The sequence below is a fragment of the Anaeromicrobium sediminis genome (assembly GCF_002270055.1).
GTDB lineage: Bacteria > Bacillota > Clostridia > Peptostreptococcales > Thermotaleaceae > Anaeromicrobium > Anaeromicrobium sediminis.
On sequence record NZ_NIBG01000001.1, the window covers coordinates 1 to 14,207 of the forward strand.

At 31.6% G+C, this 14,207-nt stretch carries 17 protein-coding genes and 1 other annotated feature; of the genes, 16 read left to right on the plus strand and 1 reads right to left on the minus strand.

Features of this window, described 5'->3' with window-relative positions:
- From CCE28_RS00005 to leuS, 14 genes are all read left to right on the plus strand, one after another.
- Window positions 1–734, plus strand: a 734-nt coding sequence (locus tag CCE28_RS00005) for a copper amine oxidase N-terminal domain-containing protein (RefSeq protein ID WP_141228288.1), incomplete at its 5' end; no start/stop codon positions are given.
- A gap of 492 nt (window positions 735–1,226) precedes the next feature.
- Window positions 1,227–1,736 (plus strand): ribosome maturation factor RimM, encoded by a 510-nt coding sequence (rimM, locus tag CCE28_RS00010; RefSeq protein WP_095129702.1) that lies wholly within the window; start codon window positions 1,227–1,229, stop codon window positions 1,734–1,736.
- Complete coding sequence (trmD, locus tag CCE28_RS00015; RefSeq protein ID WP_095129704.1) at window positions 1,733–2,416, plus strand: tRNA (guanosine(37)-N1)-methyltransferase TrmD; 684 nt, start codon at window positions 1,733–1,735, stop codon at window positions 2,414–2,416. Before rimM ends, trmD begins: the two co-directional genes overlap by 4 nt.
- A gap of 118 nt (window positions 2,417–2,534) precedes the next feature.
- A complete protein-coding gene (gene rplU, locus CCE28_RS00020) occupies window positions 2,535–2,846 on the plus strand; it encodes a 50S ribosomal protein L21 (protein ID WP_095129706.1) in 312 nt (103 codons plus the stop codon).
- A 5-nt stretch (window positions 2,847–2,851) separates the two neighbouring features.
- Window positions 2,852–3,181 carry a ribosomal-processing cysteine protease Prp gene (locus CCE28_RS00025; protein WP_095129708.1) on the plus strand — a complete coding sequence of 110 codons (330 nt, stop codon included), beginning with the start codon at window positions 2,852–2,854 and terminating at the stop codon, window positions 3,179–3,181.
- A 7-nt stretch (window positions 3,182–3,188) separates the two neighbouring features.
- Window positions 3,189–3,488 (plus strand): 50S ribosomal protein L27, encoded by a 300-nt coding sequence (gene rpmA / locus CCE28_RS00030; RefSeq protein WP_095130790.1) that lies wholly within the window; start codon window positions 3,189–3,191, stop codon window positions 3,486–3,488.
- A 189-nt stretch (window positions 3,489–3,677) separates the two neighbouring features.
- On the plus strand, window positions 3,678–4,955 hold the full coding sequence (obgE, locus tag CCE28_RS00035) for a GTPase ObgE (RefSeq protein ID WP_095129710.1): 1,278 nt from the start codon (window positions 3,678–3,680) through the stop codon (window positions 4,953–4,955).
- Window positions 4,956–4,974: 19 nt separating this feature from the next.
- The gene (yhbY, locus tag CCE28_RS00040) at window positions 4,975–5,268 is read left to right on the plus strand and encodes a ribosome assembly RNA-binding protein YhbY (protein WP_095129712.1); all 294 of its coding nucleotides are present in this window, start codon (window positions 4,975–4,977) and stop codon (window positions 5,266–5,268) included.
- A gap of 141 nt (window positions 5,269–5,409) precedes the next feature.
- A complete protein-coding gene (gene nadD / locus CCE28_RS00045; protein WP_095129714.1) occupies window positions 5,410–6,048 on the plus strand; it encodes a nicotinate-nucleotide adenylyltransferase in 639 nt (212 codons plus the stop codon).
- A 17-nt stretch (window positions 6,049–6,065) separates the two neighbouring features.
- The gene (gene yqeK / locus CCE28_RS00050; protein ID WP_095129716.1) at window positions 6,066–6,632 is read left to right on the plus strand and encodes a bis(5'-nucleosyl)-tetraphosphatase (symmetrical) YqeK; all 567 of its coding nucleotides are present in this window, start codon (window positions 6,066–6,068) and stop codon (window positions 6,630–6,632) included.
- Window positions 6,633–6,646: 14 nt separating this feature from the next.
- Window positions 6,647–7,555: an LCP family protein gene (locus tag CCE28_RS00055; RefSeq protein WP_095129718.1), complete on the plus strand. Its 909-nt coding sequence runs from the start codon at window positions 6,647–6,649 to the stop codon at window positions 7,553–7,555.
- Window positions 7,556–7,604: 49 nt separating this feature from the next.
- Window positions 7,605–7,745, plus strand: a complete 141-nt coding sequence (locus CCE28_RS21910; protein WP_176461561.1) for a hypothetical protein — start codon at window positions 7,605–7,607, stop codon at window positions 7,743–7,745.
- 175 nt (window positions 7,746–7,920) lie between these two features.
- Window positions 7,921–8,274 carry a ribosome silencing factor gene (gene rsfS / locus CCE28_RS00060; RefSeq protein ID WP_095129720.1) on the plus strand — a complete coding sequence of 118 codons (354 nt, stop codon included), beginning with the start codon at window positions 7,921–7,923 and terminating at the stop codon, window positions 8,272–8,274.
- 47 nt (window positions 8,275–8,321) lie between these two features.
- Window positions 8,322–8,504, plus strand: a binding site (T-box leader).
- Window positions 8,505–8,576: 72 nt separating this feature from the next.
- The gene (gene leuS / locus CCE28_RS00065) at window positions 8,577–11,036 is read left to right on the plus strand and encodes a leucine--tRNA ligase (RefSeq protein WP_095129722.1); all 2,460 of its coding nucleotides are present in this window, start codon (window positions 8,577–8,579) and stop codon (window positions 11,034–11,036) included.
- A 28-nt stretch (window positions 11,037–11,064) separates the two neighbouring features.
- Here the strand turns inward: leuS and CCE28_RS00070 are convergent, their stop codons facing one another.
- Complete coding sequence (locus tag CCE28_RS00070; RefSeq protein ID WP_176461562.1) at window positions 11,065–12,378, minus strand: D-alanyl-D-alanine carboxypeptidase family protein; 1,314 nt, start codon at window positions 12,376–12,378, stop codon at window positions 11,065–11,067.
- Window positions 12,379–12,518: 140 nt separating this feature from the next.
- Between CCE28_RS00070 and CCE28_RS00075 the strand changes: the two genes are divergently transcribed.
- Window positions 12,519–13,088 (plus strand): ComEA family DNA-binding protein, encoded by a 570-nt coding sequence (locus CCE28_RS00075; protein ID WP_095129726.1) that lies wholly within the window; start codon window positions 12,519–12,521, stop codon window positions 13,086–13,088.
- A 13-nt stretch (window positions 13,089–13,101) separates the two neighbouring features.
- A complete protein-coding gene (gene selD, locus CCE28_RS00080) occupies window positions 13,102–14,145 on the plus strand; it encodes a selenide, water dikinase SelD (RefSeq protein ID WP_095129728.1) in 1,044 nt (347 codons plus the stop codon).
- Window positions 14,146–14,207 lie beyond the last annotated feature (62 nt).

Below are 14,207 nucleotides of genomic sequence, written 5' to 3' on the forward strand. Positions count from 1 at the left end.
TAATTAATGGTAGAGTATGTGTACCATTAGGCGAATTCATAAGAGACATAGGGGGCAGTGTTAGCTACGATGGGGCAACTAGAACTATACAAATTAGTCAAGGTGAGACAGATCTTGAATTTGTTCAAGGGTCTAGCACAGCTAAACTTGATGGAGAACCTATAGCTATGGATCATTACACTATAGACGGTAGGGTGATGATTCCTATAAGGTTTATAGGTGAAACTTTAGGATTAGATGTGGAATGGGATGGAGATACAAAAACTGTTATTTTGACTGATGAAACTAATTCAGAGCAAATTGCTAAAATAGAGGGAATAGCTCAAAATGGAGATGCATCAAGTATAACAATAGAAGATATAAAAGATGCAGGAGTAACTGAATCGAAAGTGTTAGATGGAAACTTATTAGCATATCAAGCAGCTATAGTAGCGGCAGAAGATGGAGCGTTAAATACTAAAGCTAAGATTGAAGATATGGTAGATGGTGTAAATTTAGCGCAAGCAGCAGTTAAGAGAGATGCAATTGCCAAAATAGAGGGAATAGCTAAAAATGGTGATGCATCAAGTATAACGATAAAAGATATAAAAGATGCAGGAGTAACGGTATCCAAAGTGTTAGATGGGAACTTATCAGCATATCAAGCAGCCATAGCAGCGGTAGCCGATGGAGGATTAGATACTATAGCTAAGATTGAAGATATGGTAGATATTGTAAATTCAGTACTGGAGTAAAGCTTCCACAAGCACCTCTGAGGTTTAAAATTTTCTAAAGGCAAGTTTAAAAATAAAGAAACCCAAAATGATACCCATGTGAATGACAATCTTAAAAGAGATATTAAGATGTTAGAAGATGATTTCTGTATTCTACAGAAGTCATCTTTTTTAATACCTAAAATGGATGGGATTGTCTTTACACTTGTTAACTACCATATTTACATTTGAAAATTATTATGGTAAAGTAAATGAGAATATTAAAAGGAAGGTAGGTGAAAATCCTGATTCGTGGTTAATCAATAGAAAAAATTATTAGGTATAGTAAATTATAATTAACTTTAAAAATAAGTTAGTATTACCTAATTACATCTAGTGGGAAGGTTTAGGCGATTGTGAGATTTAGCAAAGCTATCCTAGTGGTGAAATTCTGTGATACCATCGTCTTATAGGTGTATAAGACGAAAAATTTGGATGAGTAAAATTATCCGAATTTTAGAAATTAGGCATAATATGAGTAATCTCCTGAAAGTAGGACAAATAGTAGGCACTCATGGAATACGTGGTGAGGTTAGAGTATATCCACTTACGGATTATAAGGAAAGATTTGAAGAATTAAAATGGGTATATATGGATGGACAAAGGGATGAAAAATATCACATTCAAAGTGTTAAATATAAGAAGAATATGGTTATATTAAAGATAAAGGAAATTAACACATGTAATGATGCAGAAACTTATAGGGATAAATACTTATACATAGACAGAGAAGATGCTAGAGAGTTACCAGAAGATACATATTTTATTACAGATTTAATTGGTATTGAAGTTTTCTCTACGGAAAATGAATATATTGGTAAATTAAAAAATGTAATACAAACTAGTGCCAATGATATATATGAAATAAAAATTGAGGGAAAAAAAGCTCCTGCACTAATTCCAGCTGTAGGAGAGTTTGTGAAAGAAGTAAATATTTCTGAAAAGAAGATGATTATAAAATTAATAGAGGGATTAATAGAATGAAAATAAGTGTATTGACATTATTTCCACATATGTTTGCAGGCCCAATGGGAGAGAGTATTATAGGTCGTGCAGTAGATAATAATTTACTAGAGTTAAATCTTATGAACATAAGAGATTATACTAAGAATAAACACAAAAAAGTTGATGATTATCCCTATGGTGGTGGTGCTGGCATGGTAATGCAGGCAGATCCTATATTTAATGCTCTTGAGAGCATTGACACAAAAAATAGTAGGATTATATATATGACACCTAAAGGAAAGGTTTTTAACCAAGATCTGGCCATAGAGTTTTCAAAAGAAGAACATTTAGTGTTTTTATGTGGTCATTATGAAGGTGTAGATCAAAGGGTAATAGACCATTGGGTAACAGATGAGGTGTCCATAGGGGACTATGTCCTAACAGGAGGAGAACTGCCTGCTATGGTCATGATAGACTCCATAGCTAGGATGATACCGGGAGTTTTAGGACAAAAGGTATCCTATATGGACGAGTCCATATATAGTGGTCTTTTAGAATATCCTCATTATACTAGACCTAGTGAGTATAGGGGCATGTTAGTTCCAGAAGTTCTTTTATCTGGAAATCATAAAAAGATTGAACAGTGGAGAATGGACAAATCTTTAGAAATAACGAGGGAAAAAAGACCAGATTTGTATAAAAAATATAAAAAGTTATAAAACATATTGACTTTATAGTATTTTTATACTATAATACATATCTGTAGGTAGCCGCACAAATCGGGTTTAAAACGAAAGTACCTGGTATTTGGCGAGTCTGGTTAGAGGAGGTGTAATTATGTACGCTATTATAGAAACAGGTGGAAAGCAATATAGAGTTCAAGAAGGAGACACTTTATTTGTAGAAAAGTTAACTGCAAATGAAGGAGAAGTTGTAGAATTCGATAAAGTGTTAGCTTTATCAAAAGAAGGACAACTAACTGTAGGAACACCATCAGTTGATGGAGCTAAAGTTTCTGCTACTGTAGTTAAGAATGGTAAAGCGCCAAAGGTTATTGTATTTAAATACAAAGCTAAGAAAGACTACAGAAAGAAGCAAGGTCACCGTCAACCATATACTCAAGTTAAGATTGAAAAAATCAATGGTTAATTAAAATGATTAAAATTGATTTTTCAAGAGATGACCAAGGAAATATAGTAGAATTTTCTGTAGAGGGACATGCAGACGCAGCTCCTCATGGAGAAGACATAGTTTGCGCAAGTATTTCTATACTTTCACAAACAACTATTTTAGCATTACATGAACTTCTATCAATAGATTTAGAGTATGCCATGGAGGATGGATATCTTTCATGCAAATTGCCAGATTTATCTGAAGAGGTCCGTGAAAAGGCTAATCTAATACTTAATACTATGTTAATTGGCATAAAAGGAACTCAGGGTATGTACAATGAATTTATTGACCTTAATGATAAGGAGGTGTAACAGTATGTTGTTCAATATTAATTTACAACTATTTGCGAGTAAAAAAGGAGTAGGAAGCTCTAAAAACGGTCGTGATAGTCAAGCTAAAAGACTTGGAGTTAAAAGAGCTGACGGACAATTCGTATCAGGTGGAAGTATTTTAGTACGTCAAAGAGGTACTAAGATTCACCCTGGAACTAATGTTGGTAAAGGTGGAGACGATACACTTTTTGCTAAGATAGATGGAATTGTTAAGTTTGAAAGAAAAGGTAAAGATAAAAAACAAGTTAGCGTATATCCAAAAGAAGTTGTTGCGGCAGCTAAGTAATATAAACCCATGCATTTAGCATGGGTTTTCTATCTTTAAGGATAATTTACATGGAAAATTTAAAGTAGTAGGTTTTGTATAATTTTTTGAATTTTAATTATTAAACAATTTAGTATAACTAATAATAAAAATTAAAATAATAATTAAAACAATAAAAATAACCTAATTACATATATAAGGGTGATATAAATGTTTGTTGATAAAGCCAAAATTTTTGTTAAAGGCGGACGCGGTGGTAACGGATGCGTTTCCTTTAGAAGAGAAAAATATGTACCAGCAGGAGGTCCTGATGGTGGTGATGGTGGACGTGGAGGCAGCGTAATATTAGAAGTAGATGAAGGACTAAGGACTTTAATGGACTTTAGATACCAAAAGAAATATGTTGCTGAAAGTGGAGAAAACGGAAAAGGAAAGAAGATGTATGGTAAGGATGCTAAAGATCTTATCCTAAGGGTACCTCCAGGAACTATTGTAAGAGATGAAGAAAGTAATTTGATAATGGCAGATCTGACTAATCATGGAGATAGGGCAGTAGTAGCAAAGGGAGGACGTGGTGGAAAGGGTAATACCCATTTTACTACATCTACTAGACAAGCCCCTAACTTTGCTGAAAGTGGAACTTCATCTGAGGAAAGAAATATTATACTAGAACTTAAACTTTTAGCTGATGTGGGATTAGTAGGATTCCCTAATGTTGGTAAATCTACTATATTGTCCATAGTGACGAAGGCTAAGCCTAAAATAGCTAACTATCATTTTACTACAATTACCCCAAATTTAGGAGTGGTTGAAGTAGATAAAAAGAGTTTTGTTTTAGCAGATATACCTGGACTAATAGAAGGAGCCCATGAAGGTGTGGGATTAGGTCTTGAATTCTTAAGACATGTGGAAAGGACTAAAATGCTTATACATGTGGTAGATGTATCTGGCATGGAAGGTAGAGATCCTATTGATGATTTTCATAAAATAAATGAGGAATTAAGACAATACACAGAGCTTCTTGGTAAAAAAGTACAAGTGGTAGTGGCAAATAAGATAGATGTACTTGCGTCAGATGAAGAGTATAAAGAATTTGAAGAAGAAATGAATAAACTAGGATACAAAGTATTTCCTGTATCAGCTGCTACTAACAAGGGGCTTACAGAGGTAATGAGATATGTATCTAATGAATTAGATAATATAGAAATTGAACCACTTTATGACGAAAGTGAAGATTTTAAATATTATACTAATGAAGATGAAAAGAAAGATGATATTAAAATTAGAAAAGAAAATGATTATTTCATATTAGAAGGAAAACTTGTAGAGAAAATATTTTATTCTACAAACTTTGAAGATATGGATTCCTTAAGGTATTTCCAAAACTTCTTAGTTAAAAAGGGAATCGTGGATGAACTAAAGAAACTTGGCATTGAAGATGGAGATACGGTAAAGATATTTGATTTTGAGTTTGAATTCTATGGATAGGATAAATTGGAGGAGAAGTATGCTAAAAGGAAAACAAAGAAGTTATTTAAAGGGATTAGCTAATAAAATGAAACCTATAGCCCAAATAGGTAAAAATGGTATAACAGAAAGCTTTGTAAGTCAATTAGATGACATGTTAGAGTCAAAAGAGCTAGTTAAAGTAAATATATTAGAAACTAGTTTATTAGAAACAAAAGAGGCAGCTAATGAGTTAGCTAGATTAACTAATTCTGAATTTGTACAGGCTATAGGTAATAAGTTTGTATTATATAGAGAAGCTAAAGAAGAACCGACTATAGAACTACCTAGATAACAAAGGGTGTGACTGGGTAATATTACCTTTTGTCACACTTTTTAATTTGGCAACATTTATTGAATATAATATTTGATTTAATACATATATACAAATATAATATAATATGAAGTCAATTTTTACTATTTTGGAGGAAGTTATATGTTTTTTAATAAACATAATGAAAATAAACCGAAAGAAAAGATTGGAATTATGGGAGGTACTTTCGACCCAATTCATTATGGACATTTAGTAATAGCAGAGCAAGTGCGTTCAAAGTACAATCTAGATAAGGTCATGTTCATACCTACGGGAAATCCTCCCCATAAGGAAGCTTTGGGAGTAACACCTAGTAAGCATAGATATTTTATGACTTTGCTTGCCACTGTGACTAATTCATATTTTGAAGTGTCTAGAATGGAAATAGAGAAGGATGAAATCTCATATACGGTAAATACATTAGAATGCCTAAAAAAAGAGAATAGAGATGCAGAATTATTTTTTATTACGGGTGCTGATGCCATATGTCAGTTAGACACATGGAAGAATGTAGAGAAGCTTGCAAGCCTGTGTAAGTTTATTGCAGCCACAAGACCAGGCCATTCTTCTAAAGAAGTAACAGATAAGGTAAATGAACTAAGAAACCAATATGATGCTGAAATAGAAATAATTGACATTCCTGCATTGGCAATATCTTCTACAGACATAAGAGGCAGAGTTAATAAGGGCCATTCTATAAAATATTTGCTTCCTGAACCAGTTGAATATTATATATATAAAAATCATTTATATATGGATTAGGTTTTGGAGGTATACACATGGATATTGTTAAAATTAAGGAATTTATTAAAAAGAATCTTTCGCCAAAGAGATATAATCACTCCTTAGGAGTAGAGAAAACTGCCTTAAAGTTAGGTGAAAAATATAATTGTGATCTTGAAAAGTTACAGATAGCAGCACTTTTACATGATTGTGCAAAAAATTTTACAGATGAAGAACTATTAAAGCATATGCCACAAGTTTCAATAATAGAAAAAGACATATATTACAAACAACCACAATTATTGCATGGTTTTGTAGGTTCACTTATAATACAACAAGAATTTGGAATAAGCGATGATGAAATAATTAATGCAGTAAGATACCATACTACTGGTAGAAAGAACATGAGTGTACTAGAAAAAATCATTTATATATCAGATTATATAGAACCAAATAGAGTTTTCGAAGGGGTCAATGAACTAAGGGAAATAGTGGAAATGAATTTAGATTTAGGCGTATTAGAAGGATTGAATAGAACTATAAAATATACTATTGACAAAAATGAATTAATACATCCCCTTAGTGTAAATGCAAGGAATTATATTTTGGCAAATATAAAGTAGCACAGGAGGAAAAAATGAAAAAATTTTTCAAAGTATTTATTATAGCTTTTTTTTGTTTTTTACTTGTGATGGGCTCTGGTACCTACATTTTTTTAAATAGTATAGAACAAAAGGAATTTGCTACAGAAAATACAGAAGTTGATTCCAGACAAGTTAGTGAAAAAAGAAAAATAAACATTCTAGCTGTAGGAGTAGATGCTAAAAATTTAAAAAATTCACAAAAGGCCAGAACTGACACTATGATGTTAGCTTCTATTGATACGGATACGAAAGAAATAAGCGTCATATCTATACCTAGAGATTCAAGAGTTGTAATAAGAGGAAGAAGTAAAAAAGATAAAATAAATCATGCCCATGTCTATGGAGGTATGGAACTTACAAAGAAAGCTGTAAAGGATTTATTAGGTGTTCCTATAGATTACTATGTAAAGATAAATTATGAAGGATTAGGAAAGGTAGTAGATACATTAGGAGGAATAGAAGTGGATGTTCCTATGAACATGAAGTATTATGATCCTTATGCAGATCCTCCTTTAAGAATAAATATAAAAAAGGGTAAGCAGGTACTAGATGGAGATAAGGCTATGCAATTTGTTAGATTTAGAAAAGGGTATAAAAATCAAGATTTAGGAAGAATACAAGCACAGCAAATGTTTATTAATGCAATTATAAAAAAGGTTAAATCACCTAGTATTATAGTTAAATTTCCAAGGCTTATAAAGACTTTCAGTTCTTATGTGGATACGGATATGCCCTTATCTACTATGACATATTTAGCTATAATGGCTAAGGATTTTGATTTAGGATCCATCCAAATGACTACAATACCTGGTGATGTGAAAACCATAAATGGCGTTAGTTATTTTATACCTGATTTAGACGGGGTAAAAGAACTAGTAAATAGACTTGTGTATAATCGATAGGAAGTAAAAAATAAAATGTCATTCTAGAATGACATTTTATTTTTTTAACATGAATAGGATAGCAAATAAATTAGTAGGCTTAGGATTGATATTAATATTAATTAACTATATAATAGTTAATGTTATAGAATTTAGAAGTAAAGATAAATATAATAATAAGGGAAATGATAAAAAGAATAAAGTTAATTAATATTAAGTTTATAGGATAAACCTGTTCTATTATTTCAAAAGATTGACTAATAATAAATAAGGATGTATTTTTACTTATTAAAAGAGTTTTTCAGCAGGTCTAGAAATTACCTTATTTAACATTTATTCCATATATATTTATGCTTTAACAAACATATTGTAGCTAGGAGGATTTTATGATAAATAATACTATGGAAACGGTAAAAATCATAATAAAGGCAATCGATGAAAAGAAGGGATTAGATATTAGGATTTTAGATATAAATAATGTATCTAATATTGCGGATTTTTTTATTATAGCCCATGGAAAATCCACAAGACAAGTAAAGGCTATTGCTGATGAAATAGAAAAATCACTGAAAGAAAAAGCAGTTTTATTAGGTCATAAGGAAGGTTATAGGGATGGTAAATGGATATTACTAGACTATATAGATGTGGTTGTTCATGTCTTTACAGAAGATGAGAGAGCTTTTTATGGAGTGGAAAGAGTATGGAAAGATGCTAAGGATATATGCCTTGACAACTTCTAAAAAACAAATTATAATAAAGTAAATTTTGTGGAATTAAAAGTAAATATAGTAAAATAGAGGAGTAGTAAAATTGGATTTTTTTCAGAGAATCGATGGTTGGTGTGAATCGGTAGAAGGAAAATTTGAACTTGCCTCATGGAAATAAATAGGTTAGTTACCTTTATAAAACTATTAAAGAGGACATGGACATGTCAATTAGGGTGGTACCGCGGGTATTTCTCGTCCCTACTAGGTGGATGAGAAGTATTTTTGGTACTTTTTTTTGTAAATAAACAAATTAGAAGAAAATTAGGAGGAGTTTTATGTCTAGGTATGATTTTAGTACAATTGAAAAAAAATGGCAGAGCTCATGGGATAAGGATAATGCCTTTGAGACAAAGAATGATACAGAAAAAGAAAAATATTATGTTTTAGAAATGTTTCCTTATCCATCAGGAAAGTTACATATGGGACATGTTAGAAATTATTCTATAGGTGATGTGTTAGCTAGATTTAAAAAAATGAAAGGCTATAATGTTCTTCATCCTATGGGATGGGATTCCTTTGGTCTTCCAGCAGAAAATGCTGCCATTAAGCATGGAATACATCCTAACAAATGGACTTGGGAAAATATTGAAGAGATGAGAAATCAATTAAAAGAATTAGGCATAAGTTATGACTGGAATAGGGAAGTAGCTACTTGTCATCCAGATTACTACAAATGGACTCAATGGATTTTCTTACAAATGTATAAAAATGGACTAGCATATAAGAAAAAATATCCTGTAAATTGGTGTCCATCATGTGAAACAGTTCTTGCCAATGAACAGGTTGTTGGTGGCCTATGTGAGAGATGTGATACGGCAGTAGGTAAAAAGGATTTAAGTCAATGGTATTTTAAAATAACAGATTATGCAGATGAATTATTAGAGGATATAGAAAAATTAAAGGGATGGCCAGAAAAAGTTAAAATAATGCAAAAAAATTGGATTGGTAAGAGTACTGGAGCAGAAATGTCCTTTAATATTGATGGGTTTGAGGAAAAATTAGATATATTTACTACTAGACCAGATACTATTTGTGGAGTAACATATATGGTTTTAGCTCCAGAACATCCATATGTTCAAAAGTTAGCAAAAGGAACTGAGAATGAAGAGTCTGTAACTAAATTCAAAGAAAAATTACAACATATGTCTGAAATTGAAAGAACGTCTACAACAGTAGAAAAAGAGGGAGTTTTCCTAGGAAGATATGCTATTAACCCTGTTAATGGTAAGAAAATTCCAATATACATAGCAAACTATGTACTTATGGATTATGGTACTGGTGCTATTATGGCAGTACCTGCCCATGACGAAAGGGATTTTGAATTTGCAAAGAAATATAATCTTGATATAATTCCTGTAATAGAACCTAAGGATATGAAACTAGATGAAAACATGGAATGTGCCTATACTGGGGAAGGGATAATGATAAATTCTGGAGACTTTAATGGTACAGATAGTAAAGAAGGAATAGAGAAGATGGTAAACTTCCTAGAAGAAGAAGGCCTAGGGAAGAAAACTATCAACTTTAGACTTAGAGATTGGTTAATCTCTAGACAAAGATATTGGGGAACGCCTATTCCTGTAGTATATTGTGATGACTGTGGTACAGTGCCTGTAGAAGAAAAGGACTTACCATTAGAACTTCCAACGGATGTAGTATTTTCTGGTAAAGGAAAATCTCCACTTACTACAAGCGAAAGCTTTATGTATACTTCTTGTCCAAAATGTGGCAAAAAGGCTAAGAGAGAAACAGACACAATGGATACTTTTGTAGATTCTTCTTGGTACTTCTTAAGATATGCAGATCCTAAGAATGACTTAGAAATATTTAGTAAGGAAATGGCAGATTATTGGATGCAAGTTGACCAATATATAGGAGGAGTAGAACATGCTATACTTCACTTGTTATATGCAAGATTCTTTACGAAGGTATTAAGCAAACTGGGATATTGTTCTGATTCTGAGCCATTTGAGAACTTATTAACTCAAGGAATGGTTCTTAAAGACGGAGCTAAGATGTCTAAATCCAAAGGAAATGTAGTTAGTCCTAAAGAAATCATTGAAAAATATGGTGCAGATACGGCTAGAACATTTATACTATTTGCTGCTCCTCCTGAAAGGGATTTAGAGTGGAGTGATGCAGGAGTAGAGGGTTGCTTTAGATTCTTAAATAGAGTATGGAGAGTAGTAGACGAACTAAAGAATATTGACTCAAGTAAAGACAGAGAATTAACTAGGGAAGATAAACAATTAAATTATATGATACACAACACTATAAAAAGAGTTAGTGAAGATATAGAAGAGAGATTTAATTTTAATACGGCAATAAGTGCTACTATGGAACTTATAAATGAAGTTTACAAGTATAAAGACTTAGATGGTGAAAAGAATGAAAAATTATTAAAAGAGGCCCTTGAAACTATCGTAGTTCTATTAGCTCCATTTGCACCTCATATGACAGAAGAATTATGGAGTATATTAGGAAACGAAACTAGTGTACATGAAGCTAGTTGGCCAACTTACGATAAAAATGCTATTATAAAGGACGAAGTTGAAATAGTAGTTCAAGTAAATGGCAAGGTTAGAGATAAAATAGTTGTAGCAGCTAATATGAGTAAAGAAGATATGGAAAAAGAGGCTATGAGTAATGAAAAAATAGCTGGGTTAATAGCTGAAAAGAATATAATCAAGGTTATTGCAATTCCAAAGAAATTAGTTAATATTGTTGTTAAGTAGATAAAAATAAGAGTCTTTCAAAAGACTCTTATTTTTTATATATATTAACTTGTTTGTATCTCTCTAATTTACGTTTGCGAATTTTACGACGTTTAATGCGTCCCATAGTAACAAAGGTTCTATAGATTAAGAATAATATGATTAGAGACAGAAATCCTATTAAAAATATTTTTCCAATATTAAAGTTGGAAAATAATTTTTTTTCCTCTACAGATCTATCCGATATTAAATCTACTTTTCCAAATTCCACATCATTGTTTGTGTAGACTATTTCACCAAGAACTTGGCCCTTTTCTATAGGGAGTTTTATTTCATCAAATATTTCAACCTTTTTTTCTATATCGTAACTATTATCCTTAGGAACTGTTTTGTATAAAGTATCTTTAGTTAAAAGATTTACGTTTAAACTCTTATCATTATTTATATATATACTTTTAATTTTTTGATTTCCACTTGTAAGCTTTATAGTTTTGAAATTTCCAAAGCCATAATCTAATAGTGTCCTAGTATCAGAATATATATTTTTACCTGTTGCCTTTAATACTACACTTATAACCCTATGTCCATCCTTTTGAGCTGTAGCTACTAAACATTGCTGAGCAGCAACTGTATATCCAGTTTTCATTCCATCTACAATATCATATTTTATATCTATTAGGTCCCCTTTATATTCCATCTTATTTCTGCTGCCAGTTCCCCATAAAAGCCTATTAGAATTTTTTAAATACCTAGTTTCTTCTTGTTTGTTTGTAGGAGGAATTTGATATCTTGTTGTTTTTACAATTTCACGGAACTTTTCAATTTCCATAGCTTTTTTACCTATTAAAGCTAAGTCATAGGCTGTAGTTATATGTTTTGGATCTGGTAATCCATTTGGATTTGTAAAATTAGTATTTTTTGCTCCCAATTCCTTTGCCCGTTCATTCATTAAGCCTGCAAAGGACTTCACATCTCCAGAAATGTGTATTGCCAATGCCACGGCAGCATCATTAGCAGATTCTACTAATAAGGCATATAATAATTGCTCTATAGTAACTTTTTCACCTTCATTTAAATAAATTCGACTACCATTTGTAAAGGGGCTTTTGCTGTCTATAGTAACAACTTCATCTAATTTACAATTTTCAAGAGTAAGTAAAGCTGTCATTACTTTAGTAGTACTTGCGGGATACATGGGGGTATTTCCATTTTTATCATATAACACATCGCCAGTTTCAAAATCTATCAATATGCCGCTAGGAGCACTTATTGTAGGTTTTGAAACTGCAAATGCATTTGTACTAAATAATACATTAAATAATAGGATGAACACTAGTATAAAAGTGGTTAGATTTTTTTTCACGTTATTACCTCCCATAAGTTGACTACCTTACTAGTATAGCAAAAACTAATGAGATTTTTAATAGGTTTAATGGAAATAGTTAAATAATCACATATATTGTTAAATAATATTAGGGATACTATATATTAGGAGGTGCACTAGTGAAAAAAGAAAAGATTATAGTAGGATTAATCATAATAGTTGCTTTAATATCCCTATGGAATAGTAGTTTAGTTAAAAAAAATGATTCATATAAAATGTCTATTAATGAAATAAGAGATAATGTGGAGACTGACAATGAAAAAAATGTAAAAAAAAGTACACAAATTATAATAGATATTTGCGGTTGTGTTAAAAATCCAGGTATAATAGAATTAAAGGAAAATTCTAGAGTGGCAGATGCTGTCCAAATGGCTGGTGGATTTAGACAAAATGTAGATAGGGTAAAAGTTAATTTGGCTAAGAAATTAGTAGATGGAGAACAAATATATATCCCTTCTATAGATGATAAAAATGAAGAACAGTCATTAGAAGATAGAAAAGTAAATATTAATTTAGCCACCAAGGATGAACTGATTAATTTAAATGGCATAGGTGAAAGTTTGGCCATGAGAATAATAGAATATAGAAGTAACTATGGAAATTTTGAAAAAATTAATGATATAATGAATGTGACCGGTATAGGTAGTAAAAAATTCAATAGTATTAAAGATTCCATATGTTGCTATTAGATGAGGTGATAAAATGACAAAAGAGTTAGTAAAGTTAACTCAAATGGCTAGAACATCAGGATGAGCTGCCAAAATTGGGCCAGAGGATCTGGCTAAAGTATTATGCAACTTACCTAAAATAGAAGATAAAAATTTAATAATAGGATTAGATACGGCTGATGATGCGGCTGTATATAAATTATCCGATGACACAGCAATAATACAAACACTGGATTTTTTCACACCAGTAGTAGATGATCCCTATGAATTTGGACAAATTGCAGCGGCGAATTCATTAAGTGACGTATACGCTATGGGTGGAAAACCCCTTTTAGCTATGAATATAGTATGTTTCCCAACTTGTGTATCCTTAGATATTTTATCAGATATATTAAGGGGTGGAGCAGATAAAGTAAAGGAAGCTGGAGCCACTTTAGTAGGTGGACATAGTGTAGATGATAATGAACCTAAGTATGGATTATCCGTAACAGGTTTAGTTCATCCTGATAAGGTCATGGGAAATAATATGGCCAAAGAAGGAGATTTACTTGTTTTAACTAAACCTATAGGTAGTGGTATTTTAAATACTGCTATAAAGGCAGAACTTTTGTCCAATGAGGAAAAAAGAGAAGTAATTAGAATAATGGCTAATTTAAACAATGTAGCAGCAGAGGGCATGAATATATGCGAAGCTAATGCATGTACAGATATAACTGGATTTGGACTTTTAGGTCATTGTCTTGAGGTGGCAAAGGCTAGTGAGGTTAGTATTATAATAAATAGTGATAATATGCCAATTATGGGTAGGGCACTAGAATATGCTCAAATGGGACTAATTCCCGCAGGTGCATATAAGAATGAGGATTACATAAAATCTGACTTAGAAATAAGTAATGAAGTAAATAGGGAATTGATAGATATAATGAATGATCCTCAAACATCAGGCGGTCTACTAGTATCAATACCAAAAGAAAGAGTATCTGATTTGATGGATTTTTATAAAAATAATTTGGATACAGAATTTAGCATTGTTGGAGAAGTTGTAAAAAAGAAGGACAAATATATTTATGTGAAATAGGCATCATTAAGATGCCTTTTCAAATGCTAGAATAAACCATAATAAAATTTTATTTAAGTGGA